This window comes from Burkholderia sp. Leaf177 (assembly GCF_001424345.1).
GTDB lineage: Bacteria > Pseudomonadota > Gammaproteobacteria > Burkholderiales > Burkholderiaceae > Caballeronia.
The window spans coordinates 139,716-165,720 of record NZ_LMPF01000026.1; the positions used below are offsets into that span (position 1 = coordinate 139,716).

Consider the following 26,005-nt stretch of genomic DNA (forward strand, 5'->3'; position numbering starts at 1 on the left):
GCCGAAAGTTCGTCGCGGGTGTTGGCAAGGATCGCATACGCCTGATAAAATCGGGACTCAGTTGGACCCTCGAGTTCAATCCTTCATCGCAGTTCATCTCTCAAAGGGAGGCACCATATGTACCCAATGGCTATCGCTCTCCCTTGCGCTGTCTTTTCCCCGACGCCGCGACATCACTGAGTCGCCGTCCGCGCAGGCACTCAAGCCCGCGCCAATTCCAGACAGTTCTTGACTAGTGCGCCTTTCGCTTCAGGCGCGCTCTGGCTGTCGCTCTATTTTCATTTTGACTGGATAGCTTCGCGGCGTTTCGCGCCTCGAGCTGTGGCAAATGGCCTATACAAAAAAACTCGATTTCGGCGGCCGGGCGTTCAAGGACGTTCTCGGTTTCACCGTGGTTCACTGGGGCAAACAGCCTTGGCGGATCGTCGCAATCGTCGCGCTCGCGTTGCTCGCGGCGCTTGCCGACGTGCTGACGCCGCTTTTCGCGGGACGTCTCGTCGATGCACTCGCGGCCGGCGCCACCGGCAAGGCGCTCGCCTGGGAGGCTGCGATCACCGCGTTCTGCGCGCTCGCTGCGCTGGGCTTGAGCGCGACGCTTTTGCGCCAGCTCGTGTACATGAACATCATTGCGCTGACGTTGCGGATGATGAGCGAAATAGCCGCCGACGCGTTTCATCGCGTGCAGCGCTTTTCCACCGACTGGCATGGCAACAGCTTCGCCGGATCGACCGTGCGCAAGATCACGCGCGGCATGTGGGCGCTCGACTTGCTCAACGACACATTGTTGATCGCGCTGTTGCCTTCGGTCGTCATGTTGGTCGGCGCAACCGCGCTGCTCGGCGCGCACTGGGCCGTGATGGGCGTGGTGGTTGGCATCGGGTCGCTGGTTTATATCGGCGTGACGGTGGCGTTGTCATTGGGATTCGTGGCGCCGGCCGCGCGGCTCGGCAACGCGTGGGATACGCGCATGGGCGGCGCGCTCGCGGACGCGGTGAGTTGCAATACCGTGGTGAAGGCCTTCGGCGCGGAAACGCGTGAAGAGGCGCGGCTTGCGCGCGTGATCGGCAAGTGGCGGCACCGCACGAAGCGCACGTGGGCGCGCGGCACGATCAACGGCGGTGTGCAGGGCGGCATGCTGGTGCTCATGCAGGTGGCCATTCTGGGCGCGGCGTTGCTGCTTTGGAATGCCGGCAAGGCCAGCGTTGGCGACATTACGTTCACGCTCACCATGTTCTTCATGCTCCAAGGTTATTTGCGCGAAATCGGCATGCATGTGCGCAACCTGCAGCGTTCGGTGAACGACATGGAAGAACTTGTTTCGCTCGAGGCGCAGCCGCTCGGTATTGAAGACAAGCCGGGCGCCGGGCCCATTGCGATCAGCAAGGGCGAGATTCGTTTCGACCACGTGACGTTTTGCTATGACGGGCACACCACGCCGCTTTACGACGATTTCTCGGTGCATATTGCGTCGGGTGAGCGCGTCGGGCTGGTTGGACATTCGGGCTCGGGCAAGACTACGCTGATCAAGCTTATCCAGCGTCTTTACGACGTCTCGGGCGGGAAGATTACTATCGACGGGCAGAATATTGCCGATGTACGGCAAGCGTCACTGCGTGGTCAGATTGCGATCGTGCAACAGGAGCCGGTGTTGTTTCATCGGTCGCTTGCGGAGAACATTGCTTATGCGAAGCCCGGCGCGACGCACGCGGAAATCGAACGTGCGGCAAGGCTTGCGAGCGCGCATGATTTCATCGCCAGGTTGCCGCAGGGTTACGACACGCCGGTGGGCGAGCGCGGCATCAAGTTGTCGGGCGGTGAGCGCCAGCGCGTGGCGATCGCGCGGGCGTTTCTCGCAGATGCACCCGTGCTGATCCTGGACGAAGCAACGTCGAGTCTCGATAGCGAAAGCGAAATGCTGATCCAGCAAGCCATGGAACGGCTGATGATCGGCCGGACCACGCTGGTGGTGGCGCACCGGCTTTCGACGGTGCGGGCGCTCGACCGGCTGCTTGTGCTCGATAAAGGCCGCATTGCCGAAGAAGGCAGCCACGACAAGCTAATTCAGATCGACAACGGTTTGTATCGGCGGCTGTATGAACGGCAGGCGCTCGGCTCGATCAAAGAGTTCGATGAACCCGCGCTCGTGAAGAAAGCGAGTGGTTATATTGGCGACGCAGAGCTGGCGTTGGGCAAATAATGTAAGCCAAGAAAAAACGGTCCCGAAATTTCATATTCGGGACCGTTTTTTTTGCCGCCGAGACATCAGCGAATTCAAGCTTACATAGCTTACTGACCCATGCCGATCAACGATTTCCCTTGCGAGAGGATCTTGTCGCAAACCTGCTTGGTGACCTGTTCTTTCAAGCCGCCGCCGCTCAGGTCGACTTGCTTGCCGTTGCTGCTTTTCAGCAGGCCGTTCGCGCCGTCGGTATAACCGCTGTCCTGCGATGCCGCCGACGTGCCGCCCAGCTTGCTCATCAACGAATCCTTGACCGTCGACGCGCTGTTGGCGTTGACATAATTGTTCTTGATGCAGAACTGCAGCACGCCCGCCACGTTGCTGGTGCTGCCCGATGTCACTGATTGCCCGGTGAGCGCGCTGCCCATGCTGCCCAGGCTGCTGAGTCCGCTCGATGAACCGTCGGAACCGCCGCCTCCCTTGAGCAGGTTGCCAAGCTGCGCGTTCGCGGCGGACATCGATAACAAAGGCAATGACAGCGCGATTGCTATGCCTGCAATGGTGTTTCGGGTTGTGCGGATTTTCATGCGGTACTCCTTCGGATAACAAAAAACGAACCTCTAATATAGTGCCTTTCGCGTGCGAAGCCGGATTGGATCGCGGCTTGTTTGCGCTCACGCAGGGTTCAGAGGATGTAATCGATGCATTGGTTCCGCGAGACGCTTCCGGATAGTCAATTACATAGTCCGAAGTAAAGGCGGGCGCGGTTTCTAATGTTGCATCAGCAGCAGCCGATGCTGCGTTTTTCCGGGCAAGAACGGCGTTGTATCGCCGCGTACCCAGGCTTCGTGTCCCGCCAGGAAATAGGGCGACAGCGGGTTGCCTGACTGACCGCCGGGCATCTCGAAGATGCCGTCCTGCTCGCGTCCCGGCGAGACGATCATGCGCTCCGATGCGCCGAAAGACTGCGCCTGCACGCGCGGCATGTTGAAGTCGCCTGGCAGCGCGTCGTGCGGTGCGCCGAGCCATCCGCGCACCCACGGAAGCCACGCCGGCACGAGCCGTGCAAACGGATGCTCGATAACCGCGCGGTTACGCTCGCCCCAGGTTGCATCGGCGAGATGCGTTTCTGGCGGCAGTTGCGCGATCGCGTGGTCGATCCGGTCGAGCACGAAAGCGCGCCAGTCGGCAAATCCATCCGGCATCCACGCGCGGTGCGCGGCGAGCGCTTCCATCACGGCGTTGTAACGCGAACTCGCCGCGCGAAAGCCGAGCCGGGGACCCGCTGCGGCGAGGTCCATGTCGAGTTGTCCGAACCAGGCATCGTAGAGAGAAAAGTAGAACGCGCGCACGAGGCGATAGCCGCTTGCATCGACATCTGCACGGCCGTTCCAAGTCTCGACCAGCCGACGAAACTCCGCGCGCTGCGGATGATTTTTCAGCGCGTTTGCATCCAGCGCCGAAAGGGCGATGCCGCGCCAGACTTCGATCCATCGCGCGCGGTCGTCGGTCTGGATTGCGAGCATGTCGCGCTCGGTGGCGTGCGGCAGCGCGAACAAATCATCGCGAATCTGCGATGCACGCGCGCCGAGGTCGGCGCCGGCATCGCCCGCGATTGCGGCCTGGTCGAGCGGCAACGTGCGGTTGTTCGCGCTCCAGAGCCGCCCAAGCGGCGGGCTGATGCGCGACGGGTAGGCACTTGGGGCGAGATAACCCTGCCATCCGCGGTACGTCGCCGAATCGAACGGCAGGTCGCTGAGCGCTCCCGTGGATGGGTCGGCGGCGGTATCGCGGATGGGCAGCGGTCCGGCCAGCGTCCAGCCAATCTCGCCGCGCGAATCCGCGACCATGAAGTTCTGCGTGGGAATGCCGCTGATTTGCGCGGCGTGAAGCGCGTCCGCGACGTTCGTGGCGTCTTCGAGTTGCTGAAGGTTCAGGTTGACGGCTTCGGGATCGTGCGCGGTCCAGCGCAGCGCGAAGGCTTTCGAATCCACGACGATCCGCGGACCCCATTGCGTTTCGACGACCGGCAAGTCCACGGGCGCTTCGCCCTTGACCAGAATGCGTTCATGAACAACGGTTGCATGCGCCCACTTGCCGCCTGCCACGCGATATGCGAGCGGATCGGCGGGATCGCGCTGCAACGCAATCAGATCGATGAAACGGCCATAGCTGTTCGTGAAACCCCACGCAATCTGACCGTTGCTCCCGGCGATCACCAGCGGCGCACCGGGCAGACTGACGCCCGTGATGTGGCGCGGTTGGCCATCGGCTTTGGGCCACGTCAACGACATCCTGTACCAGATGTTCGGCAACGATAACCCGAGATGCATGTCGCTCGCGAGGATTGCGCCGCCATGCACGCTGTGGGCGGCATCGACTGCCCATCCGTTGCTGCCGATCATCGAATCCGTGATGGCGGTGCTGCTGTGCCGGGAGTCCTTCGAGTCCTTCGATGACCGCAGCCAGTCCGGACGCGTTGCAGGCGGTATGGGAAGTTGCTCGCCGGACGCCGTGGCGACGTCGAACGGCGCGTCCCAATGGCTCGTTGCGGGGAGCAGGAATGCGAACACGTCGGCCGGCACGCGTTCGCGCAACGCGGCGCGCGACAGGATATGGCGGACTTCATCGGATTGAAGGTCGAAGTACATGGCGTACACCGCCAGCAGCGTGTCTTCCGCGCGCCACGGAGCGGGCGGCGTACGCAGCACCCAGTATTCGAACGGACGCGACGCCAGCGCCTCAAGCCCCTCATTCACGCCCGCCGTGTAATGCTCGATCAGCCGGCGCTGCGCGGCAGGCAGCGCATTGAACGCCTTGCGCGCGCGTTCGCGGAATCGATGCGGCCGGTTGCGCCGGTCCAGTTCGAGCGCGCCGGGGCCGACCAGCTCCGACATCTCGCCGGCAGCGACGCGGCGCAGCAGATCCATCTGGAAATAGCGATCCTGCGCGTGTACGAAGCCGGTGCCGAACGCGACGTCATCGCGGTTGCTGCCTTCGATGGTCGGCACGCCGAGTGCGTCGCGTTCCATGCTGACCTGCGCGGACAAAGCCGGCGCTGCAAGCGTGCCGTCGAGTTGCGCCAGGCTGCCGCGCAAAGCGAGCCAGCCTGCGATTCCCGCCACCACGACTATCAGCAGCAGGAAACAAATGAAAGCGGTCAGCGAGACGAAAAAGCGTCTCTTGAGAGCGTGGCTCGGACGGTTCATTGCGCGTGGTATGAAATAACGCCGTCAAGATCGGATAGACGGCGAAAACCATAGCACGGCTGTGTTGCAACGGCGTGGAGCGCGCCGGTCAGTGTTCGTCCGATGTAAGCCAGCCGAGGCAATTCGTCCACAGTCGCGCGTTGCCTTCCCACGCGGAAAACGTAGGCGGCAGCCAGTGACTCGACATGTCGCTGGTCCAAGCCAACGTGCGGCCTTTTCCATACGAACCGGCCACGAGCAGCGGATGTCCCGTTTCAGGAACCGACGCAATCAACGTTGCATCCGGCTTGAGCTGCACTTCGTTGTAACCCAGCAAGTGCGGCCATTGCGTTCCAAGGCCTTCGACCACGGGATGCGAAGCGACGACTTCAGCGTTGAAACCTTCGGGAACCTCCACGCGGTCATCGTAGGGAAAACACGTGACGGGCAGCACTTCTTCCACTGGCGTATTGCGGAACCGCGCGCTGCCGTTGATACCCTGAAAACTCAGATATCCGCCGATCATCATCAGGCCGCGGCCCGCCGCAACATAATCGCGCAAGAGCTTCAAGCGGTTCGGCGTGCGCTCGCTCTTGATCCACGTGTCCGGGTGCAGCAACAGCGTATTCGCGCCAATATCCGAGAGGATGATCGCGTCATAAGCAAGCAGGCCTTCGAGCGTGGAAGGGAACATTTCCTGCGCTTCGTGACTCGGCATATGCGTGATCTTGTACTCGCTGTCCTTGAAGATATCGAGAAAGATCGTCGCGCCGTTGTGATACGTCGCGGTCGGAAACTGGTCGAAGCCCTTGACGTGCATCGACATGCTTGCCCAGCTTTCACCGGCGAGCAGAACAGACTTGGTCATGCGTTTGCTCCTTGAACGCGCGGCACGCCGTGTCGGCGGAATGCAGCGCAGGTGGAACCGGTCTACATCGTTTTGTTATCGGTTATCTGCCGAAAAAACCCGCGTCGGGTTCGTGATCATCATGGTTTCGATCTGTTCGTTGGTGACGCCGTGACGCCGCAAACGAGGCACGAAATATTTGAGGATGTAGCCGTAGCCATGACCGCCGAAGCGCGTCAGCATGATCTTCATGAACACGTCCTGCGACATCAGAATCCGGTCGATAAAACCAGCGTCGATCAACGCCTTGATCGCGCGCGCGTTCTCTTCGTCGGATGGTGACTGCGCATTTTCATCGGCGTAAAAATACTCCATGCCGATCATGTCGTATTCGAGCCATGCGCCGCGTTTGGCGAGCGTATGCTGATACTCGACGTCCATGTGACTCGGGTTCATGTGGCACAGGACCGTGTGGTTCAGATCCGCGCCTTCCTCTTCCACGATGTCGAGCACACGATGCCCATGCCGCACCCATCCTGGAAGATGCACGGACAAAGGCACTTGCGTAGCGGCGCTGGCGCGCGCGGCGGCGCGCAGCGATTTTTCTTCATTGGCGGTGAACGCCGCCGATACACCAATCTCGCCGATCATGCCCGCGAGCACGTCGGGTTTTTCATCGGCGCCGCCGACATCGAAAATCAGTTGCGCAGCGAGTTCATCGATGGACTTGTGCTTCACGTAATCCGGATGCGAAGGCTCGAGATAGAACCCCGTCGACATCACGATGTTCAGGCCCGTGCGCCGCGCAATCTTTTGCAGCGCGGCGGGATCGCGGCCAAGGCCGAGATTGGTCGGATCGATCACCGTTTCGCCGCCGAGTTCGCGAAAGCGCATGAGCTCTTCCACGGCAATATCGGCGTCGAACAGCTGGCAGTTGTCGCGGTTCATCAGCGGGTTCATGCGCAGCGCGCCGAGTATGCCGATATGCACTTTCTGCTCGCCGATAAACCTGTCGCCGCAGCAGGCAGGCGGCACCCATTTGCCCGATGCATCCAGCAAGATGTGCTCGTGCATCAGCGTGACGCCCATCTTCGAAACCGGCAGCGGCCCGAGCACGGTCATTACGTGGCCGCTGCGCGTTCCGACTGGCAATGAGGCGTTGTGACGAAAGATCGAACTCATCGCTCAAGCCTTTTTGCGCCGTTGCGGCGAAAAAATCCGCGTGTTGAGCCAGATGGCGAGCAGCATGATCGCGCCTTGAATGATCTGCGTATAGAACGGCGAGACGTTGATCAGGATCAGCCCGTTGCCCAGCACGGCGATGGTCAATGCGCCGAGCACCGTGCCCAGAATCGTCCCTCGTCCGCCGAACAGATCAGTGCTGCCAAGTACGACGGCGGCGATCACCGCGAGCTCGAAGCCCACGCCCTGATTCGATGAACCGCTGCCCAGGCGCGCGGTGGTGATGAGTCCGGCAAGCGCCGCTGCCGCGCCGCTCAGCACATACACTTTCATGGTCACGCTGCGCACGTTGACGCCCGCGCGACGCACGCCTTCCGCGTTCGTACCAATGCCCGTCACGTAGCGCCCGAAGCGCGTATGCCGAAGCGTGACGAAGCCGCACAGCAAGGTGACGATCGCGATCACCGCGGGCGTCGGCATGCCGAGAATGCGGCCACGCCCGAGTTCGACGAACCACCCGTCGTTTTCTATCGGTATGGAAAAACCTTGTGTGATCAGCAACGCAATGCCGCGTACAACGGACAGCGTCCCGAGCGTCACGATAAACGCCGGCATGCCCGCGAACGCGATGAAGTACCCGTTGATCGCGCCGATGATCGCGCCCAGCGAAAGACCGCCGAGCAGCACGACAATGCCCGGCACGCCCGCGCGCAACGCAATCGCCGATACCGCGCCGACCAGCGCAAGCGTCGAGCCGATCGACAGATCAATGCCGCCCGTTGTGATGACCAGCGTCATTGTCGTGGCGACGATCAGGAGCGGCGCGCTTTGGCGCAGCACGTTGAGCAGGTTGCCGGTCGTGAGAAACGTGTTCGTGGTGAACGTGAAGGCGAGGGCGCAGACGATAAAAAACGCTGCAATGCTCGCCACGCCCGCATTGCGGCCGAGCATATGTTTGAGCGGCAGCCGCGGCGCCTTGGACTTGTCGTGCATGGCGAGTTCCATGTCAATTCTCCGCGAGCGCACGCGCCGAGCGCGCGCTGAACTTGTGGCCGACGATCAGATCGACGATCTCTTCCAGATTCGTTTCGCCGATCTTCCGGTCCGCCACGTTCTGCCCTTCGTACATCACGCTGATACGGTCGCACACCAGAAACAGGTCCTGCAGCCGATGACTGATCAGGATCACGCTCACGCCACGCGCGCTGATCGTGCGCACGAGGTCGAGCACCGCCTCGACTTCGGCGACCGCGAGCGCGGCGGTGGGTTCGTCCATGATCAATACTTTCGGATCGAACGATACCGCGCGCGAAATCGCGATGGCCTGACGCTGCCCGCCCGAGAGGTTTTCAACGTCGAGCTTCGTGTTCGGAATGCGAATGCCGAGATTGTTCAGCATGTCGCGCGCGTCGTGATGCATCTTTCGATGATCGAGCACGGACACGCCGCACACGCGTCGCATGGGTTCGCGGCCAAGGAACAGATTGCCGGCGACATCGACGGTATTGCACAGCGACAGGTCCTGATAAACCATCTCGATGTGATGCGCGCGAGCGTCGCCGGGATCGGTGAAATGAACCGGCTTGCCATCGATTTCTATGCTGCCGCCGTCCGGAACCACCGCGCCCGACAATACCTTCGATACCGTCGATTTACCCGCGCCGTTGTCGCCGACGAGACCCAGCACTTCGCCCGGCATGACGTGCAGGTTGACGCCGCGCAGCGACTGCACGGCGCCGTAGCTCTTGGTGATGTTTTCCATGCGTACGCGTGGGATGGCGGCATTGGTTTGCATCGGCTTCTCCTTACTTGAACACCGCGCGGTACTTGCCGACGTTCGCCTTCGTCACGATCGTCACCGGCACGGAGATGTTCTTTTCGACCGGCTGCTTGTTGATCAGTTTCAGCGCCGAGTTCACGGCAACGCGGCCTTCGGTTTCAGGATCCTGCTGCACGACGGCCGTGACAAAACCTGCATCGATTCCCTTGATGGCCTGCGCGCTCAAATCCCATCCGACGATCTTCACCCGGCTGGTTGCATCTTGCGCCGAGGTCGCCGCGACCAAACCAATCAACGCGGGTTCGCCGGTTGCATAAACGATCTGCAGATTCGGGTTCGCGGAGATCAGGTTTTCGGCGGCGGTTTGCGCCGTGTCCTGCACGTTTTGTCCATCGACAGTGGAAACGATCTTCGCGCCCGGAACCGTCGCAATGCCCGCCTTGAAGCCGTCGAGACGCACGTTCTGGATGAACGAGTTGAGCGCGCCGACCACGCCGATGCTCGCCTTGCCGCCCAGGTTTGTCTTGATGTAATTCGCCGTGTATTTACCGATGTCCTCGCCGACCTTCTTGTTATCCACACCGACTTGCACTGCGTTGTCGCCATCGACGACTGCGTCGATGGTCACTACCGGAATGCCCGCTTTCTTGGCTTCGGTGATCGCAGGTTTGATCCCGTTCACGTCGATGGCAACCACGAGAATTGCGTCGACCTTCTGCTGGATATACGTTTCGATGGCGCTGTTCTGCGCGCTCGGATCGTTGTTCGAATTGAAGATGGCGAGTTCGGCGCCCGCGGCTTTCGCGGCGGCTTGCGCGCCCTGGTCCATCTGCGTGAAAAAGAGCGCCTCCTGGTTGATCTGCACCATGGCAATTTTTTTGCCGGCGGCCGCGGCGGCTCCCGCGAAGGCGAGCAAGGACGCGCCCAGCAATACGGCGGTGATGCGGCGGAAATGCAATGCTGCGCTCATCGGAACCCCTTTCCTGGTTGATCCGGCCGTTTTTTGTACGGTCATTGAAAGCCGCGCGGCCGGGGAATTGAAGGAAACTTCGTGGGCGCAACCGACATTGCGCCACCCGCTTGTAAACCGGTTTATAAAAATTAAACCGCGAGTATTGGGCTGTCAATCTTTTCAAAAAAAGATGCGGGAAAGTACGGGGAGGGTTGGAGCGGCGTGGAGCACTACAAGGGCGTGATTATCGCGGCGGGTGGTTTCAACGCTGACACGGCTGAAGCCGTTCTTCAGGCGGGCGATGCAGACCTCGTGGCCGCTTAACCGCGTGACCCGGAATTGATAGTGAACGCTTCAAGAGGTTGCCGACAAGCGCTATGAACCCGCGCGTGGCGGCGCAACCGACGCACGCTCGATCAACCGCACCGGCAGCCGATGCACCTGAGGACGGGACATCGCGTTGTCGGTCAGCATCGATACCAGCAGCGCCACGCTCATGCGCCCGAGTTCGGCCGCCGACTGACGCACCGTGGTGATCGCGGGCATCAGGAGGTTGCCGAACTCCATGTCGTCGAAGCCGACTATCGACATATAGTCCGGCACGCTCAGCGCGCGTTCGCGGAGAGCGTCGAGCACGCCGACCGCAATGTAGTCGCTGGTCGCGAACAGCGCGGTCGGCGGCTTCGCGCTTTCGATCAGCCTGGTGCCGATCTCACGTCCAAAAGCGCGGTCGTATGAACCGAAGTAGACAAGCTTCGGGTCGAAGCGAACTTGCGCTTCGGCAAGCGCGCGTTTGTATCCTGCCAGCCGCTCCTGCACGGTGAAGAGCGCTTCGGGACCGGTCACGTGCGCGATCCGTTTGTGGCCGGCATCGAGTAGATGACGCGTTGCCTGATATCCGCCCTCGATGTTGTCGACGAAAACACGCGGCACATCCGCGCCCGGCACGTCTTCATCCACGAGCACGATGTTCGCGCGCTCGCCCATCAGCTTTCTCAGCGATCCGTCGTCCGGACGATTCGTGGCGAAGATCAGGCCATCGAGATGGCGTGTGTCGAGCCATCGTAAATAAAGCGCCTCGCGTTCGAGTTTGTTGCGCGTGATGCACAGCGCGAGGCCATAACCACTCGCCGATGCAGCTTCTTCCACGGCATCGGCGAGTTCCGCGAAAAACGGGTTCGCGACTTCCGGCATGGCGAGACCTATGGTCTCGCTGCTTCCGAGGCTGAGTCGCCGGGCAAGGCTGTTCTGTCGATAATTGAGTGCGAGCACGGCGTCATCGACGCGTTTGGCCGTGTCCGGCGGAAGCACGAGGCTACCGTTCAGGTATCGCGAAACGGTCGCTTTCGATACATCCGCCAGTTCGGCAACATCGCGAATGGTAGAGACTTTTGCCACTTCGGGTTTCCACGCAGGTTGGGCGCTGGGTTCGGGCGTAGTGTAACGCGAGGGTTTGTAATGTCGTTCGCTGCTGCCACATCCGTGAGCACTTTGCCGGTGCGAATGCGCATCGCGCAGGTGCGTGGTGCACGTTGGCATCACGCGCTCATCGAGCCAAAGCCGCGTAAAACCATTGGCATAAAACTCGCTTAGAATAATTGCAGAGTAGAAGCGGCTAGTGTCTGGTGCGTCTGTTTTCAACCAGCATGGGGCATTGCTCTTGGGGCGCATCGTGCGCCCACGTCGACCAGCGTCGACGTTTGAACGGGATCGTCCGATCTCGCTCAACAAGGAGCGTGCGTGTTGTTGCCCCGACATCTCCCCTTGTTGTGTGTATCGGTCCTGAAGGTCACGTTCGAGCGTTGCAGCTGGCTCCCCACGTTCACTCGCGGAGTCAAAATAATGCGTGTCCTGCGTCGCTTCTTTCAACTTTCAGTGCTTGTTTCAAGCACTATTTTCGGTTCTACCGTTCACGCCGCGGATTCCGTCACGGTGCTTACGAGCTGGTACGCACAAGCCGAGCACGGCGGGTTTTATCAGGCGCTCGCAACCGGGCTTTACAAGCAGGCCGGGCTCGATGTCACCATCAAGATGGGCGGTCCACAAGTCAATGGCATGCAACTGCTCGTGGGCGGACAGGCGGATTTCATCCTTGGCTATGACTTCCAGGTTCTATCGAGCGTGGAGGCGGGAATTCCGGTCACGACGGTGGCGGCATCGTTTCAATTCGATCCGCAAGGCATGCTCGTTCACGACGATGTAAAAAATCTCGCCGACCTCAAGGGCAAGACAATCCTGGTTGCGGGCGCGGGCAGGACAAGCTGGTGGCCGTGGCTCAAATCCAAGTACGGTTACACCGATAGCCAGACGCGTCCCTACACGTTCAATCTGCAACCGTTCTTTGTCGACCCGAATGTCGCGATGCAGGCGTATCCGTCATCGGAGACATTCCAGGCGGATCAGGCTCACGTGAAAACGCACTTCTTCCTTTTCGCGGACGATGGTTATCCGCCCTACAACACGACCATCGTCGGCTTGCGCAAGACGCTTGCAGACCGGCCCGATGTCACCGCGCGTTTCGTGAAGGCGTCGATGGAAGGCTGGAAAAGTTATCTCGCCAATCCCGCGCCGGGCAATGCGCTGATCAAGAAAGACAATCCCGAGATGACCGACGCGCAGCTTGCATTCGGCGTCGCGCAACTGAAGAAGCTCAAGCTGGTCACGGGCGGCGATGCCGGCACGCTCGGCATAGGCGCGATGACCGATGCCCGCTGGAAAAAGACCTACGACTACATGGTCGGCGCGAAGCTCCTGAAGGCCGGCACCGACTACAAGAGCGCATACACGCTGCAGTACATCCAGACCGCGAAGGTCATGCCGTAAGCGGCGTTTATAAGGGGAATCGAATCATGCTGGTTACACGTCAAAAAGTCCTGCGCCGCTTCTGGTACGCAATCATGCCCATGTCGGATCTCGACGATGGCCCCAAGCCGTTCACGTTGCTCGGCGTTGGTATCGTGTTGTGGAAAGGCGCGGGCGGCAAGCCGCATGCATTGCGCGACCGGTGTTGTCATAGAACCGCCAAGCTCTCGAAAGGCTTCGTGGATGCCGATGGCAACATTGCCTGCGGTTATCACGGATGGACCTATGACTGCACCGGGCAATGCGTGAAGATCCCGCAGAACGCGGGCGGCGAGATTCCTTCGCGGGCCGTTGTGGAATCATTCAAATGCGAAGAACGTTACGGCTACGCGTGGGTTGCGCTCGAAGAACCGCTGCAACCGATTCCCGAATTTCCCGAGGAATCCGCGCCGGGTTACAGGCGCATCCTGCAATTTTACGAGCAATGGAATACGAGTCCGCTGCGCATGATGGAGAACTCGTTCGACAATTCGCATTTCAGCTTCGTGCATAAATCCAACTTCGGTCTCTTCGAAAGTCCCAAGCCATCGAAGTATGAATTTCGTCCCAATGAATGGGGCTTCGAAGCGGAGACGCATGTGCCCATTCGCAATCCGCAAGCGAGTTTTCGAATCACGGGCACGACCGACGACGTCACCGAGCGGCATCTCGTGAACCGCTGGTTCATGCCATTTTCGCGGCGCTTCGGCTGCATGTATCCCGCGAGCAGCGTGCATCACATCATCTATAACTGCGCGACGCCTATCGACGACAAGACCATGATGCTCGTGCAATGGCTTTATAGGAACGACAGCGAAGAGGCGTGTTCCACGCAGGAATTGATCGACTGGGACCGTCCCATCACCGACGAAGACCGCGAGATTCTGGAAGCGACCGACCATGACGCGTGTATCGATATACGCCGTCAGCAGGAGTGCCACATGGCGTCCGATCAGCCGGGTCTGCTGATGCGCCGCATGCTCTTGAACCTGCTCGAAGAACATGGCGAGCGCGAAGTGTTCCGCATTGCGGCGGAGGATGAAGCATGAACGCCGGTCTCTTTGATGCCGCCGCTGCGCTCTCGGTGCAGCGCGTCGACAAGATTTATGCAAACGGCACGGTCGCGCTGGAAGACGTGAGGCTGACGATTCCTCAAGGTGACTTTGTCTCGCTGCTTGGACCCTCTGGCTGCGGCAAAAGCACCTTGCTGAAGATGTTCGCGGGTATCGAGACACCCACGCACGGACATATGCGCTGGTGGAACCAGCCTTTCGATACCGTTGGATCCGGCGGCCGCCGCATGTCGATGGTCTTCCAGGAGGCAACGCTGATGCCTTGGGCGAGCATCGCCGATAACGTGCGTCTGCCGCTCGATCTCGCGGGCGTGCCGGGGCGCGAAGCCGATGCGCGTGTCGCCGATGCGCTCGCAAACGTCGGCCTTGAAAACTTCGGCAAAGTGCGTCCGCGCGAATTGTCGGGTGGCATGCAGATGCGTGCGTCGCTGGCGCGTGCGCTCGTTACCGAGCCTGATCTGCTGCTGCTCGATGAACCCTTCGGCGCGCTCGACGAATTCACGCGCAACAAGCTCGACAGCGATCTGCGCACGCTGTGGAAGAAGCGCGGCATGACGGTCGTGTTCGTCACGCACAGCATTTACGAGTCGGTGTATCTGTCGGAGCGTGTGGTGGTGATGCAGGCGCGGCCGGGCAGGGTTATCGCCGAGGTGGCGATCGACGGTCCGGCCGAGCGCGACGACGCGTATCGCGTATCCGTGCCTTTCATGCAGCATTGCAAGACGCTTTCCGATCTCATTAGCGACGCACATCGAACCTCTTTGGGAGTGCAATGATGGCCAGCCCGACGCTTACGTCTCGTACCGCGGTGAAGCGCACCGCGAAAGCTCCGCGGCGACCGCTGTTGCAGCGCCCGGGAGCCATGAAAGCCGCGGCTCCGTGGGTTGTAGGCATTGTCATGCTGCTGCTTTGGGAGTGCTGGTGCGCGTTGTTCAAGGTGCCGGTTTATCTCGTGCCCGCGCCGCATGACATTGCGATGCAGTTGTTCAAGGACGGTCCCATGTTGTTCGCGGCGCTTGAGGCAACGCTCGAGATCACGTTGCTTGCGTTCGCGCTTGCCACGCTCGTTGGCGTGACCATTGCTTTGCTGTTCGTGCAAAGCCCGATGATCGAAGCGAGCTTTTTCCCGTATGCAATTCTTTTGCAGGTCACGCCGATTGTCGCGATCGCGCCGCTCATCATCATCTGGGTGAAGGATACGACCTTCGCGCTTGTGATCTGCGCTACGCTTGTTGCCTTGTTCCCGATCATCTCGAACACGGCGCTTGGACTGCGCAGCGTGAACCCGGGACTGATCAACCTGTTCCGCATCAATCGCGCGACACGATGGCAGACGCTCGTGCGTTTGCGCATCCCGAGTGCGCTGCCGTATTTTTTTGGCGGCTTGCGGATATCGAGCGGGTTGTCGCTGATCGGCGCGGTGGTGGCCGAGTTCGTGGCGGGCACGGGCGGCAGCGGCGCGGGGCTCGCGTATCAGATCCTGCAAGCAGGTTTTCAGTTGAACATTCCGCGGCTCTTCGCTGCGTTGTTCCTGATCACGGTCACGGGCGTGGTGCTGTTCGGCATCACGGCATGGGCGTCGCGCGTTGGTCTGCGCGGCTGGCACGAAAGCGAACTTTGAGCGCAATGACATGAGTATTCTGATTCGAAATGCAGCGGCCATCATGACCGGCGGCGTAGGCAGTCCTGATGATCCGTCGCGCGTGGCGGGTCCCGACATCCGCATGGAAGGCGAGATCATTCAGGCGATCGGCGCGCTTGCGCCGCAAGCCGGCGAGACCGTGGTCGACGCCACGGATTGCGTCGTGTACCCGGCGTGGGTCAACACGCATCATCATCTGTTTCAGTCGTTGCTCAAGGGCGATACGGCCGGGCTCAACGCGTCGCTGACGCCGTGGCTGGCGGCGACGCCGTATCGCTTTCGTGCATCGTTCGATGAAAAGCGCTTCCGCCTCGCTGCGCGCATTGGGATGATCGAGTTGATGCGCTCGGGCTGCACCACGATTGCCGACCATAACTACGTGTATTACCCGGGCATGCCATTCGACAGTTCGGCCATTCTCTTCGATGAAGCCGAAAAGCTCGGCTTGCGTTTCGTGTTGCTGCGAGGCGGCGCGACAAAAACGCGGCAACTGGAAGCGGAATTGCCGAGTGCGTTGCGGCCTGAATCCATCGATTCATACGTTGCCGATATCGAGCGGCTCGCAGCCACTTATCACGATGCATCGCCACGAGCGATGCGCCGCGTCGTGATGGCGCCGACCACGGTTTTGTACTCAGTTTCACCGTCGGAAATGCGGCAAACGGCGGCGGTCGCGCGTCGGCTCGGCTTGCGTTTGCATAGCCATTTGTCGGAGACGGTGTCGTATCAGGACAGCGCGCATTCCATGCACGGGTGTTCGCCGGTCGCGTTTTGCGGCGAGCACGACTGGCTCGGCAGCGATGTCTGGTACGCGCATCTCGTGAAGCTCGACGCCGACGAAATCGCGATGCTCGCGCAAACGCGCACGGGTGTCGCGCATTGTCCGCAATCGAACGGGCGCCTGGGCAGCGGCATTGCGCCGATCCGCGAGATGGCGGATGCGGGCGTGCCGGTCTCCATCGGCGTGGACGGCGCGGCATCGAATGAAGCCGCCGATATGATTTCCGAGGTGCACATGGCGTGGCTCGCGCAACGGGCGCGGCGCGGGATGGCGGCGCGGGCGGTTTATCGGGGTGGCAGTTTTGAAGGCGGCGCGGATGCCGCGACGGTGGATGAAGTCGTGCACTGGGGCACGGCCGGTGGCGCGAACGTTTTGGGCTTGCCGGAAGTCGGGCGGATCAAGGTGGGTTTTTCGGCGGATGTAGCAGTGTATCGGCTGGATGATCCACGCTACTTCGGCCTGCACGATCCCGCGATAGGACCGGTTGCATCGGGCGGACGGCCTTCATTGGCTGCGCTGTTTTCGGCGGGCAGGAAGGTCGTCAGCGAGGATGTTATCGAGGGCGTCGATTTGCAGGCGTTGAGACGCGAATCGATAAACGCGGTCAGGGAGATGCTGGCGGAGGTGGGGTAGACGTCGCGCCTGGCGACGCCTCCTGCCGCCTTGTTGGCGTTACGGTCGGATGAAGTAATAGAGCTTGCTCATTGTCGGCATGCCAGAGCCGCCGTCATCTATATTAATGACGAGTGTGCCTCTTGGATAGGCAACGCTTGGACCTTCTAAAAAGGCCGTGCCGGTGTATTCTTTTCCGGTACGGGCACATGCAAGGCCGGTGGGGTTTTTAGTATTTTCGAATGTCACGTGGGTGAGGTCGATCGTTTTGCTGTTCGAGCTTAATGTACCCCGCCATGCGCATTCGTAACCGAACAGTCCGCTGAAAGTGTCGCCGGTCACCGTGACGAGGTAATAAGGGGTGATTCCAAAATTGCCGGCAAGCGCGGCAAGCGTCGGCGTTATAACGTAAGTAGATGCTTGCAGTTTCGAGTTTGTGATCTGCCCGTTCGAGCTTTGGGATTTTAGCGTGTAGGTCGTTGCATCGGAATTCAAAGTCAACGAAACCGTGCTCGGAATGAAGGACCCGTTGGCCGACAACCATCCGTTCCCTGTGGACAAGGCACCTGTGCCTGTCATTGGCGTGCTGCCAAGAGCAATGTTTAGTGGTTGACTGGCGGTGCTCATATCCGTCGACCGCAGATAACCCGCTTTGTTGATGGTCGTGATAACGCCGTCAGACGGAGACATAGAGAAAAAGACGTTGTCTGAAATGGCTGGTGTGGGCGCAGGCGTTGGTTTAGGGGTGGGTGTAGGAGTCGGTGATGCGCTTGAGTCTGATCCACCGCCACCACCGCAAGCTGCCAGTATTAATGAGCTTGCGAGCGTGATCGAGATCACGCTGAGTTTAAATCTTGAATCGAAGGACTGTTTCATTGACGGGTTTATTAAGGATTACAGATCTATAAATGAAATCGCCACGGGCTAAAACGCCGGACGATTCGATAAGGATCGGAGCAGTCTTATTGCGCACTGATGCTGCTTATGATCTGGTCATCGAATATAGGGCGTTGAATTTATCGGTCAATAAGAGAAGTCCGATACTGAATAAACCCGCGGAATAACCACCCTCAATGAAAATCCCGGCTGACGCTCGTCAACCCGCCCAGCATGTGTGACATGTCCACCAGTCTTTGCGCGACGAGATGCTTGACTTCGCCCTCGCACTGCCAGGTGCCATAAACCGCAAGCAGCGTCGCGCCGAGCGCCTCGCGCCGCTGCCTTTCCAGCAGACTCGGCCACACGATCACATTCACGTTCCCCGTCTCGTCCTCCAGCGTGACGAACATCACGCCCTTCGCCGTCCCCGGCCGCTGCCGCACGGTTACCAGCCCGCAACCACGCGCGAGCTTGCCATTGCGATAATTGTGCAAGGTCGCCGCCGGCATCAATCGATGCAAAAGCAATTCCGCCCGCAGCAATTCAAGCGGATGGCGCCCAAGCGATAAACCCACCGTCTTGTAGTCGCTGACAATATCGTCGGCTTCGGATGGCGCGCCGAGCATGGGCGTTGCATCTTCCACGCGTGCGTCGTTCAGCATGTCCTTGTCGGGCACGGCAGCAACCGATTGCCAGAGCGCTTCCCGCCGGTTTCCCGCCAGCGATGTCAGCGCATTCGCCGCAGCGAGCACCTGAAGATCGTGCCGATCGAGCTGCGCCCGTTGCGCAAGATCGCCGACGCTTGCGAACTGACGCACCGACCGCGCGGTCTCGATGCGCTCGGCCGAACCGTCACGCATTCCCCGCAACAGCGACAAACCCATTCGCACTGCGGTCTTGTTGCCAGCAGCATCGCGCTCGAGCACCGAGTCCCAGCCGCTGATGGTTACATCGACGGGAAGCACGACAACGCCATGTCGCCGCGCGTCCTGAACGAGTTGCGACGGAGCATAAAAACCCATGGGCTGCGAATTGAGCATGGCGGCGAGAAATGCCGCGGGCTCATGACACTTCAACCAACTGCTGACATACACGAGCAACGCAAAACTCGCTGCGTGACTCTCAGGAAAACCGTATTCGCCAAAGCCTTTGATCTGCTCGAATATGCCTTCTGCAAATTCCCTTTTATAACCACGCTCGATCATGCCGTTCACAATCCGGTCGTAGTATTTTCCCAGGCCGCCCTTGCGTTTCCACGCGGCCATGGCGCGGCGCAAGGCATCGGCTTCACCGGCTGTGAAACCGGCGGCGATCATCGCAATTTGCATGACCTGTTCCTGGAAGATCGGCACGCCGAGGGTTCTTTCGAGCGCGACTTTCAGGTTGTCGTTGGGATATTTGACTTCCTCCAGTCCCTGACGCCGGCGTAGATACGGATGCACCGCGCCGCCCTGAATCGGACCCGGCCGCACGATCGCAACCTCGATCACGAGGTCATAGAATTCTTTCGGCTTGAGCCGCGGCAACATCGACATCTGCGCGCGCGATTCGATCTGGAACACGCCCACGGTGTCCGCGCGCGAGATCATGTCGTAGGTCGCTTTGTCCTTAGGCGGAATGTCGTGCATTTCGAGCCGCTCGCCGCGCTTTTCCGAAACAATATCGAGTGTGCGTCGAATGGCGGACAACATGCCGAGCGCGAGGACATCGACTTTTAGAAGCCCGAGCGCTTCCAGATCGTCCTTGTCCCATTGAATGACGCTGCGATCGACCATCGCGGCATTTTCAACCGGAACCAGCCGCGTGAGTTTGTCCCGGCTGATCACAAACCCGCCGGAATGCTGCGATAAATGCCGGGGAAAATTCAGCAATTGCGCGGCAAGCGACGCCCACGACTGAATCAGCGGATTCGCCGGATCGAGCCCGGATTCCGTGAAGCGCTGCAGCAAGTCCTGGCTGTTATCGAACCACTGGTGCGACTTCGCGACGCGATCCACAATTTGCGGATCGACGCCCAGCGCCTTGCCCGTTTCACGCAAGGCGCCGCGCGGCCGGTACGTGGATACCGCCGCCGCAATCGCCGTCCGGTCCCGCCCATATTTCCGATAGATGTACTGGATCACTTCCTCGCGCCGCTGATGCTCGAAATCGACGTCGATATCCGGCGGCTCCCCGCGATCCTTGCTGATGAAACGCTCGAAGAGCATTGTGCTGCGCGCCGGGTCAACGGCCGTGACGCCGAGGCAATAACAGACCGCCGAGTTCGCCGCCGACCCACGTCCCTGACACAGGATATTTTCGCTGCGCGCAAAACGCACGATGTCATACACGGTGAGAAAGTACGCCTCATATTTCATGTGCTCGATCAACTCGAGTTCATGTTCGATCTGGGCCTGAACCTGATGCGGAATTCCCTTTGGGAAACGCTGGTTTGCGCCGGTATACGTTTCCTGCCGCAAATAAGCCGTGTGCGTATAACCCGGCGGGATGATTTCGTCGGGGTACAAGTAGCGCAGTTCATCGAGTGAAAACGTGCAGTGCTTGAGCACGTTCAGCGTTTCGCCGAGCGTGTATTCGGGGTAGAGATTCGCCAGCCGCAACCGCGATCGCAGATGCTGCTCGGCATTCGGCGCAAGATCGTAACCGCACTCGGACACAGGCTTGCCAATGCGGATAGCCGTCATGGTGTCCTGCAAGGGCTTGCGCGATCGCACGTGCATTACCACGTTGCCGGTCGCGACGACACGTACCTTGTAACGCGCGGCCACATGTTCGACGGTGCCTCTATGGATGTCGTCGAGTGCGCGCTGATGCAGCGTCAAACCGACCCACGCGCGCTGCGGGAAGGTGGTGTCGAGCCATTCGACCTGGGCATCGAGCGCGTCTTCTTTCGCGGGGAAATCGGGCACGAGGATCGCGAGGCAATCCGGCATGCCGCGCAGATGGGCGAATTCTTTATCGGGGCGCGCGAGATCGTTCGGCGTGAGCAGGTATTCGCCTTTCTTCGAACGCATCCGCGCAATGGTGATCAGCTCCGATAAATTGCCGTAACCCTCGCGGTTCTGCGCCAGCAGGATAAGCCCGAACGCCGGCGACCGGTCGGCGTTGACGAGCTTGAAATACGAGCCGATCACGAGCGGAAAGTCGAGGTTCTTCGCCTCCACATGCGCGCGCACGACACCCGCGAGCGAGCATTCGTCGGTGATCGCGAGGCCGGCATAACCGAGTTGCCTGGCGCGCGCGACCAGCTCTTCTCCACGCGACGCACCGTGAAGAAATGTGAAATTGGAAAACGCAAAAAGCTCCGCATACGCGGGCAGCGTGGAGAAGGTCGTATCCACGGCGCATCATCCAAAAAGGCCGTGGAGAAACCAGCGCGGATCGTCGGCCTCCGCGCTGCCGGGCCGCTCCCGATAAATCCAGTAGCAGCTTTGATCGTTCGCCTGCGCGACGAAATAATCGCGGCTGGTCAGGTTGTTATCGAACCATCCGGCTTCTATGCGTTCAGCCGGCGACACCGTTTTCAGCGGCGAGCCATAAAACGGCCGATGATTTTTCATCATCAGTTGCAACGGCTTTTCGAGCAGCCACGCAGGACGCGGCAAATCCGGGGGCATGCCTTCGGGCTTGGCGGGAAGAGACGTGTCGGTGACTGAAATCCAGCGGTTCGCACATTCCGGCCGATGATCCGACGACGGCGCCGCCCGCAGCACGTTCTCAGGCCCGAGCCGCGCAACCAGCAATTCCAGCAGCCGGTTATGGTCCTCCGGCGAACCGCCGGGTTCGGGAAAAAGCGTTTCGGTCGGCGGTTCGGCCGCCTGGATTTTTGCAGCGGCGAGCCGCATGGCGATAACCGCCGCCACGAGTTCCGTGCGCCCGAGCCGCTCCTTGAACAGACGCACGAGATGATGTTCGTGCCAGGTCGGCTCGGCGAGCGCGATCTGGATAACCGTCGGGTCGATGGCGCTACGCCCGCGCTCATGTTCCAGCGTGAGCGTGGCATGTGTCAGCGCGAGTTGCTGCGTGCTCAGCCAGCCGCACATTTGCACGATCAGCCGGCGCGCGGAAAACAGCATGGCTTCCGCATTTTCGATGCGATCCGGCAATTCGATACGCGCGCTGAACGCCGGCGGCACGGCGAGCCATTCGTAGAGTTCGGGCGCGGTGCCGTATGCGCGATCCAGCGAATCGAGCAGCGCGACGCCGCAACGCTTTTTCAGGCCTGCGCGCGGCAGGCGCCGGATATCGTTCAAGGTCTTGCAGCCGAGCCCCGCGAACCAGTCCGCGAACGCGCGTACTTCCTGCACGGATTGAAACGGCAGCGCGCCGAGCTTGCGTTCGAGCGACGTCATTTTCAGCGCGCGCCGTCTGACATGGACACGGCCCGCAGCTTTGGCAAGCAGCCACGCGCCCTGGCCCGTAGGCGACGTACTCACGCGCGCGGTGAGGCCGATTGCGCCGACGATATCCCGCATCTGCTGACACAACTTCAAGATGCCGCCGAACAGCCGCAAGCTCGCCGTCACATCCATGACGATGGTTTCCTCGTCGCACAAGGCGACCATGGGCGAGAATTTCATCAGCGAGAAAGCGGCCTCGCGCATCACGTCCTGTTCCTTCACCAGGTCGCGTTCGAACATCAGCGTGTCGGGCGACAACGTCAGCACGCCGCCGCGTTTCATGCCCACGCGCACGCCGGCCTCGCGCGCGGCCGGGTCCACGATCAGGACCTTGTCGTGGTCGAGGACAACGCAGCCGTGCTCGGGCCTACGCGACCAGCGTGGACGGAACACTTCCAGCGACAATCGCGGTAGATGAATGCCGACGTACACGGGCATGAGGGCTCAGCAAAATGGGAGAAGGTTGCAGGGTGACGGACAGTCTTTCGGCGCGGATCGGGCCTTTGCGCTTGATGACATCGACAACAATGCCGCTGCCCGCCGGACGTACCGCCAGCCGCAACGTAGCCGGCGACGAATCCGGCGCGCAGGCAAGCGGGCGCACCATCAGGAACAGGGTTTCAGACGATTGCGCGGCCAGATGCAGCCGCCGCAGCGACTCGGGGCGCATATGTTGCTGCCAGAAAACGAGTGCGCCGCAACTGCCGGTCTTGAGAATCTGCTCGGCCGACCAGAGGGCATCGGCCATTTTTGCCGCACGCAGCCGGAGCAGTTTGTCGAGCGGCACGCCGAGATAGGCGAACGCAAGGGAGTTCGGAATATGAGGCGGCTGCACGAGCGCAATGGGGCGTTTGCTCACGGCAGCGAGCGCCGGGCGCAGCAGTCTCACTTCGCCCACGCCCGGCTGCTGCACCAGCAACTCGATCAGCGTTCCCACCGGCCAGCCGCCGCCCGGTAATTCGGCGGAGAGCATGGCGTAGCCGGTGTCGACCGTCTGCCCGTGCGAGCGTGCGAGTTGCGACCCGCGCCACAGGGCGGGGTGAATCTCTTCGACGTTTTTAGGCAGGGCTGACATGGCAAATTTAACTGTATGGATGTACAGTACTTTACTTGAATTTGATCCGGCGGGAACTGCCCCTTTTTAAACGTCGGGCAGGAAACCATCGCCAATAATTGCGGGAGTAGATGCGGTGAGCATTCTGGTCGGAACGGCTTCGTGGACAGATCCCACGCTCATCAAGTGCAAGCGCTTTTATCCGCCGGGGTGTTCCAGCGCGGAGGCGCGTTTGCGGCATTACGCGTCCATTTTTCCCATCGTGGAAGTGGATTCGAGTTATTACGCCATGCCGAACGCGACCAATTCCGTGTTGTGGACGGAGCGAACGCCGCCCGGATTTGTGTTCAATATCAAGGCGTTCCGCTTGTTCACGGGGCACCAGACGGCGCGCGACATGTTTCCGGCGGACATGCAGCCGCACTTGCCGCAGAACGGCAAGACGAGCTTGTACTACAAGGATTTATCGGGGGAATTGCAGCAGGAATTGTGGTGCCGGTATTTCGAAGCTATCGAACCGTTGCGTGCTTCCGGCAAGCTCGGCGCGGTGCATTTCCAGTTCGCGCCGTGGGTGATCTGCAATCCGCACGGCATGCGGCACGTCGAGCATTGCGCGGACGTCATGAGCGCCATGGACGGCTGCCTCATGGCGGTCGAATTTCGCAACCAGACGTGGTTCGACGAAAAACGTCGCGACTCCACGCTCGCCATGGAACGCGAGCGCGGGCTGGTGAATGTGGTGGTCGACGAACCGCAAGGATCGACCAACAGCATTCCGGCCATCTGGGAAACCACGCATCCCGGGCTGGCGCTGATCCGTCTGCACGGGCGCAATCACGAGACGTGGAATATCAAGGGCGCGGTGGCTTCGTCGTCGAGATTCAATTACGAATACAACGACGAGGAACTCGATCCCCTCGCTAGCCAGATCATCGAAATCTCGAAAGCCGTCGATATGACCCACGTGATTTTCAATACCAATTACGAAGACCAGGGCCAGCGCAATGCGTTGAAACTGATGGGGTTTCTGGACCAGGCGTAAACCGCCCGCCAATGTTCCCGGCTACGACCGGACCATGCGCTCCGGCGCAGAACCGCCAACGCGCCGTGCCGCCGCGGCGTAACCAATGCGATGCACCGGCGCCACAGGATGTGTGGCAAGCGCCCGGTCCAGATGATGTCGAACGAGAGTGTGCTGATCTGACTTCATGGCGGCGTCAATAAACAACTGCTCGAAGACATCGCGCTGGGCGTGACTGCCGCCGAGCCGCTGCATGTTAGGCAGCGCCGGAAGCATTGCATCGACACTCGCCGAATAATCGCGCCGCGCGTGAAGCAACACGGCCCGGCTTACCGGCAACGCGGCTTCTTTCAGGATCGATTGCCGCTCGCCGCGCTGCGTTGGTATTGCGTCGGCGATCTCATCGAGCAATCGTTCCGCTGCTTGCCAGCGCTCTGCACCGGCCAGCGCCATCATCCAGTGCGGGAGCGTCAGGGCCGCGAGCGTGTCGCCTATGCGCGCCTCGCCGAGATCCGCCAGCTCTTCCCATCGGTCGCCTGCAGCTACACCATGAAGCTGAAGTCGCGACAGCATGGACGTGGCGTTCAGCACGTCGTTATACAAGTCAGGAACTGCTTGCAGCAACGGCGAAGAGAGGTTGCGAAAACGCTGGTCGTAGAGATCGAGGACCTGGTCGAATTCGCGCCGTTCAAGATGAAACATTGCACGATGCCACCAGAGGTGATGCTTGAAATTGTTCGCCGCGTCCCAGTGCGGCTCGAGTCCATCGAGAAATTCGATACCTTCGTCGCGACGCCCCTGCATTTCCATCACGTGGGTCAGCGCATGGGTTGCCCAGAGATTTTCCGGCTCGGACTCGATCGCCGCCCAGCCGGCTTTTTCGGCGGCATCGTATTGACCGCATTCCTCGTTTGCAAACGCGCTGCAGGCCAGCATCGTGGAGTTGCCGGGAAGCTGATCGCTCCAGTGCGGCATGACCTTCGTGACTTGATGAAGCATGCGCTGTGGAAGCCCGTACCAGAACGCGGTGTTGTGATGAACACGCAAGGCAAGCAGATCACGCGGATGGTCGGCGAGAATGTCCTCCCATACCAGCAGCGCGCGGTCGAGGTCGCCGTCTATCCAGTACGCGAGCGCAGCGACATGCGAACGCTCACGATGCGTTGCGTGGACTGCGTACTGTCGTGCTCGTGCAAGCGCCTGCCGGGCGGTGCCAAGCTGCGATGCGTTGAGCGGCATCATCGCGAAGTAGCCGCTCAGGACATGCGCCATCGCGAACCCGGGATCTTGTGCCAGCAGCGTTGCAAGACGCGCGCCGAGATCGGCTTTGTAGTGGGTGTATCCATCGATGACGAAGTGGTATGCATCGCTTGCCCGGTCACCGGTACTCGTGGAGATCAACAGTCCTTGTGCGTCGTACGCCATGTGGTCACCTGAAACGTCGTTGCTTTTATCGGCCGGGCACGGACTAAACGTTGCTGTTTCCGGATGCTTGACCGCGCAAAGGATAGGGTAACAGGCACGCGTCCGCCTTTTGCGAGAGGCTCGCAGTTTCACAAAGTACATTCACGCCG

At 60.5% G+C, this 26,005-nt stretch carries 20 protein-coding genes; 7 read left to right on the forward strand and 13 right to left on the reverse strand.

Going from position 1 to position 26,005, the window contains the following annotated elements; genetic code table 11:
• Positions 1–328 precede the first annotated feature (328 nt).
• The gene (locus ASG35_RS29790) at positions 329–2,197 is read left to right on the forward strand and encodes an ABC transporter ATP-binding protein (RefSeq protein WP_056366505.1); all 1,869 of its coding nucleotides are present in this window, start codon (positions 329–331) and stop codon (positions 2,195–2,197) included.
• Positions 2,198–2,286: 89 nt separating this feature from the next.
• Here ASG35_RS29790 and ASG35_RS29795 read toward each other — a convergent pair whose 3' ends face one another.
• From ASG35_RS29795 to ASG35_RS29830, 8 genes are all read right to left on the reverse strand, one after another.
• A complete protein-coding gene (locus ASG35_RS29795; RefSeq protein ID WP_056366508.1) occupies positions 2,287–2,766 on the reverse strand; it encodes a DUF2501 domain-containing protein in 480 nt (159 codons plus the stop codon).
• A gap of 183 nt (positions 2,767–2,949) precedes the next feature.
• Positions 2,950–5,388 (reverse strand): penicillin acylase family protein, encoded by a 2,439-nt coding sequence (locus ASG35_RS29800; RefSeq protein WP_056366510.1) that lies wholly within the window; start codon positions 5,386–5,388, stop codon positions 2,950–2,952.
• Positions 5,389–5,476: 88 nt separating this feature from the next.
• The gene (locus tag ASG35_RS29805; protein ID WP_056366513.1) at positions 5,477–6,235 is read right to left on the reverse strand and encodes a glutamine amidotransferase; all 759 of its coding nucleotides are present in this window, start codon (positions 6,233–6,235) and stop codon (positions 5,477–5,479) included.
• A gap of 75 nt (positions 6,236–6,310) precedes the next feature.
• Positions 6,311–7,396 (reverse strand): phosphotriesterase family protein, encoded by a 1,086-nt coding sequence (locus ASG35_RS29810; RefSeq protein WP_056366516.1) that lies wholly within the window; start codon positions 7,394–7,396, stop codon positions 6,311–6,313.
• Between the two features lie 3 nt (positions 7,397–7,399).
• Positions 7,400–8,401, reverse strand: coding sequence for an ABC transporter permease (locus ASG35_RS29815; protein WP_056366518.1), 1,002 nt, complete (start codon positions 8,399–8,401; stop codon positions 7,400–7,402).
• Position 8,402: 1 nt separating this feature from the next.
• Entirely contained in the window at positions 8,403–9,191 is a 789-nt protein-coding gene (locus tag ASG35_RS29820; protein ID WP_056366521.1) for an ATP-binding cassette domain-containing protein, read from the reverse strand.
• Positions 9,192–9,201: 10 nt separating this feature from the next.
• Entirely contained in the window at positions 9,202–10,146 is a 945-nt protein-coding gene (locus tag ASG35_RS29825) for a substrate-binding domain-containing protein (protein ID WP_056366524.1), read from the reverse strand.
• Positions 10,147–10,503: 357 nt separating this feature from the next.
• Positions 10,504–11,526, reverse strand: coding sequence for a LacI family DNA-binding transcriptional regulator (locus ASG35_RS29830; protein WP_056366950.1), 1,023 nt, complete (start codon positions 11,524–11,526; stop codon positions 10,504–10,506).
• Between the two features lie 444 nt (positions 11,527–11,970).
• Here ASG35_RS29830 and ASG35_RS29835 point away from each other — a divergent pair, with 444 nt between their 5' ends.
• The 5 genes from ASG35_RS29835 (at position 11,971) to ASG35_RS29855 (ending at position 17,098) form a co-directional block, all read left to right on the forward strand.
• A complete protein-coding gene (locus ASG35_RS29835; protein ID WP_056366527.1) occupies positions 11,971–12,951 on the forward strand; it encodes an ABC transporter substrate-binding protein in 981 nt (326 codons plus the stop codon).
• Positions 12,952–12,977: 26 nt separating this feature from the next.
• Positions 12,978–14,018 carry an aromatic ring-hydroxylating oxygenase subunit alpha gene (locus ASG35_RS29840; RefSeq protein WP_056366530.1) on the forward strand — a complete coding sequence of 347 codons (1,041 nt, stop codon included), beginning with the start codon at positions 12,978–12,980 and terminating at the stop codon, positions 14,016–14,018.
• On the forward strand, positions 14,015–14,818 hold the full coding sequence (locus ASG35_RS29845) for an ABC transporter ATP-binding protein (protein WP_056366533.1): 804 nt from the start codon (positions 14,015–14,017) through the stop codon (positions 14,816–14,818). The genes ASG35_RS29840 and ASG35_RS29845 overlap by 4 nt, the downstream gene beginning before the upstream one ends.
• An 86-nt stretch (positions 14,819–14,904) precedes the next feature.
• On the forward strand, positions 14,905–15,663 hold the full coding sequence (locus tag ASG35_RS29850; protein ID WP_056366951.1) for an ABC transporter permease: 759 nt from the start codon (positions 14,905–14,907) through the stop codon (positions 15,661–15,663).
• 10 nt (positions 15,664–15,673) lie between these two features.
• A complete protein-coding gene (locus ASG35_RS29855; protein WP_056366536.1) occupies positions 15,674–17,098 on the forward strand; it encodes an amidohydrolase family protein in 1,425 nt (474 codons plus the stop codon).
• Between the two features lie 39 nt (positions 17,099–17,137).
• On the opposite strand, the gene ASG35_RS31720 is transcribed toward ASG35_RS29855, so the two are convergent.
• From ASG35_RS31720 to imuA, 4 genes are all read right to left on the reverse strand, one after another.
• Positions 17,138–17,953: a hypothetical protein gene (locus tag ASG35_RS31720; RefSeq protein WP_156393444.1), complete on the reverse strand. Its 816-nt coding sequence runs from the start codon at positions 17,951–17,953 to the stop codon at positions 17,138–17,140.
• Positions 17,954–18,147: 194 nt separating this feature from the next.
• Positions 18,148–21,297 carry an error-prone DNA polymerase gene (locus tag ASG35_RS29870; RefSeq protein WP_056366543.1) on the reverse strand — a complete coding sequence of 1,050 codons (3,150 nt, stop codon included), beginning with the start codon at positions 21,295–21,297 and terminating at the stop codon, positions 18,148–18,150.
• Between the two features lie 6 nt (positions 21,298–21,303).
• On the reverse strand, positions 21,304–22,794 hold the full coding sequence (locus ASG35_RS29875) for a Y-family DNA polymerase (RefSeq protein WP_056366544.1): 1,491 nt from the start codon (positions 22,792–22,794) through the stop codon (positions 21,304–21,306).
• Positions 22,724–23,431, reverse strand: coding sequence for a translesion DNA synthesis-associated protein ImuA (gene imuA, locus ASG35_RS29880; protein WP_056366545.1), 708 nt, complete (start codon positions 23,429–23,431; stop codon positions 22,724–22,726). The genes ASG35_RS29875 and imuA overlap by 71 nt, the downstream gene beginning before the upstream one ends.
• A 115-nt stretch (positions 23,432–23,546) precedes the next feature.
• Here imuA and ASG35_RS29885 point away from each other — a divergent pair, with 115 nt between their 5' ends.
• Entirely contained in the window at positions 23,547–24,452 is a 906-nt protein-coding gene (locus tag ASG35_RS29885) for a DUF72 domain-containing protein (RefSeq protein WP_056366546.1), read from the forward strand.
• Positions 24,453–24,473: 21 nt separating this feature from the next.
• On the opposite strand, the gene ASG35_RS29890 is transcribed toward ASG35_RS29885, so the two are convergent.
• On the reverse strand, positions 24,474–25,856 hold the full coding sequence (locus ASG35_RS29890) for a tetratricopeptide repeat protein (RefSeq protein ID WP_056366547.1): 1,383 nt from the start codon (positions 25,854–25,856) through the stop codon (positions 24,474–24,476).
• Between the last annotated feature and the right edge of the window lie 149 nt (positions 25,857–26,005).

Coding starts and splice junctions, on each gene's coding strand:
- ASG35_RS29790 (WP_056366505.1), top strand. CDS start 329: ATGGCCTATACAAAAAAACTCGATTTCGGCGGCCGGGCGTTCAAGGAC.
- ASG35_RS29795 (WP_056366508.1), bottom strand. CDS start 2,766: ATGAAAATCCGCACAACCCGAAACACCATTGCAGGCATAGCAATCGCG.
- ASG35_RS29800 (WP_056366510.1), bottom strand. CDS start 5,388: ATGAACCGTCCGAGCCACGCTCTCAAGAGACGCTTTTTCGTCTCGCTG.
- ASG35_RS29805 (WP_056366513.1), bottom strand. CDS start 6,235: ATGACCAAGTCTGTTCTGCTCGCCGGTGAAAGCTGGGCAAGCATGTCG.
- ASG35_RS29810 (WP_056366516.1), bottom strand. CDS start 7,396: ATGAGTTCGATCTTTCGTCACAACGCCTCATTGCCAGTCGGAACGCGC.
- ASG35_RS29815 (WP_056366518.1), bottom strand. CDS start 8,401: ATGGAACTCGCCATGCACGACAAGTCCAAGGCGCCGCGGCTGCCGCTC.
- ASG35_RS29820 (WP_056366521.1), bottom strand. CDS start 9,191: ATGCAAACCAATGCCGCCATCCCACGCGTACGCATGGAAAACATCACC.
- ASG35_RS29825 (WP_056366524.1), bottom strand. CDS start 10,146: ATGAGCGCAGCATTGCATTTCCGCCGCATCACCGCCGTATTGCTGGGC.
- ASG35_RS29835 (WP_056366527.1), top strand. CDS start 11,971: ATGCGTGTCCTGCGTCGCTTCTTTCAACTTTCAGTGCTTGTTTCAAGC.
- ASG35_RS29840 (WP_056366530.1), top strand. CDS start 12,978: ATGCTGGTTACACGTCAAAAAGTCCTGCGCCGCTTCTGGTACGCAATC.
- ASG35_RS29845 (WP_056366533.1), top strand. CDS start 14,015: ATGAACGCCGGTCTCTTTGATGCCGCCGCTGCGCTCTCGGTGCAGCGC.
- ASG35_RS29850 (WP_056366951.1), top strand. CDS start 14,905: ATGAAAGCCGCGGCTCCGTGGGTTGTAGGCATTGTCATGCTGCTGCTT.
- ASG35_RS29855 (WP_056366536.1), top strand. CDS start 15,674: ATGAGTATTCTGATTCGAAATGCAGCGGCCATCATGACCGGCGGCGTA.
- ASG35_RS31720 (WP_156393444.1), bottom strand. CDS start 17,953: ATGAAACAGTCCTTCGATTCAAGATTTAAACTCAGCGTGATCTCGATC.
- ASG35_RS29875 (WP_056366544.1), bottom strand. CDS start 22,794: ATGCCCGTGTACGTCGGCATTCATCTACCGCGATTGTCGCTGGAAGTG.
- imuA (WP_056366545.1), bottom strand. CDS start 23,431: ATGTCAGCCCTGCCTAAAAACGTCGAAGAGATTCACCCCGCCCTGTGG.
- ASG35_RS29890 (WP_056366547.1), bottom strand. CDS start 25,856: ATGGCGTACGACGCACAAGGACTGTTGATCTCCACGAGTACCGGTGAC.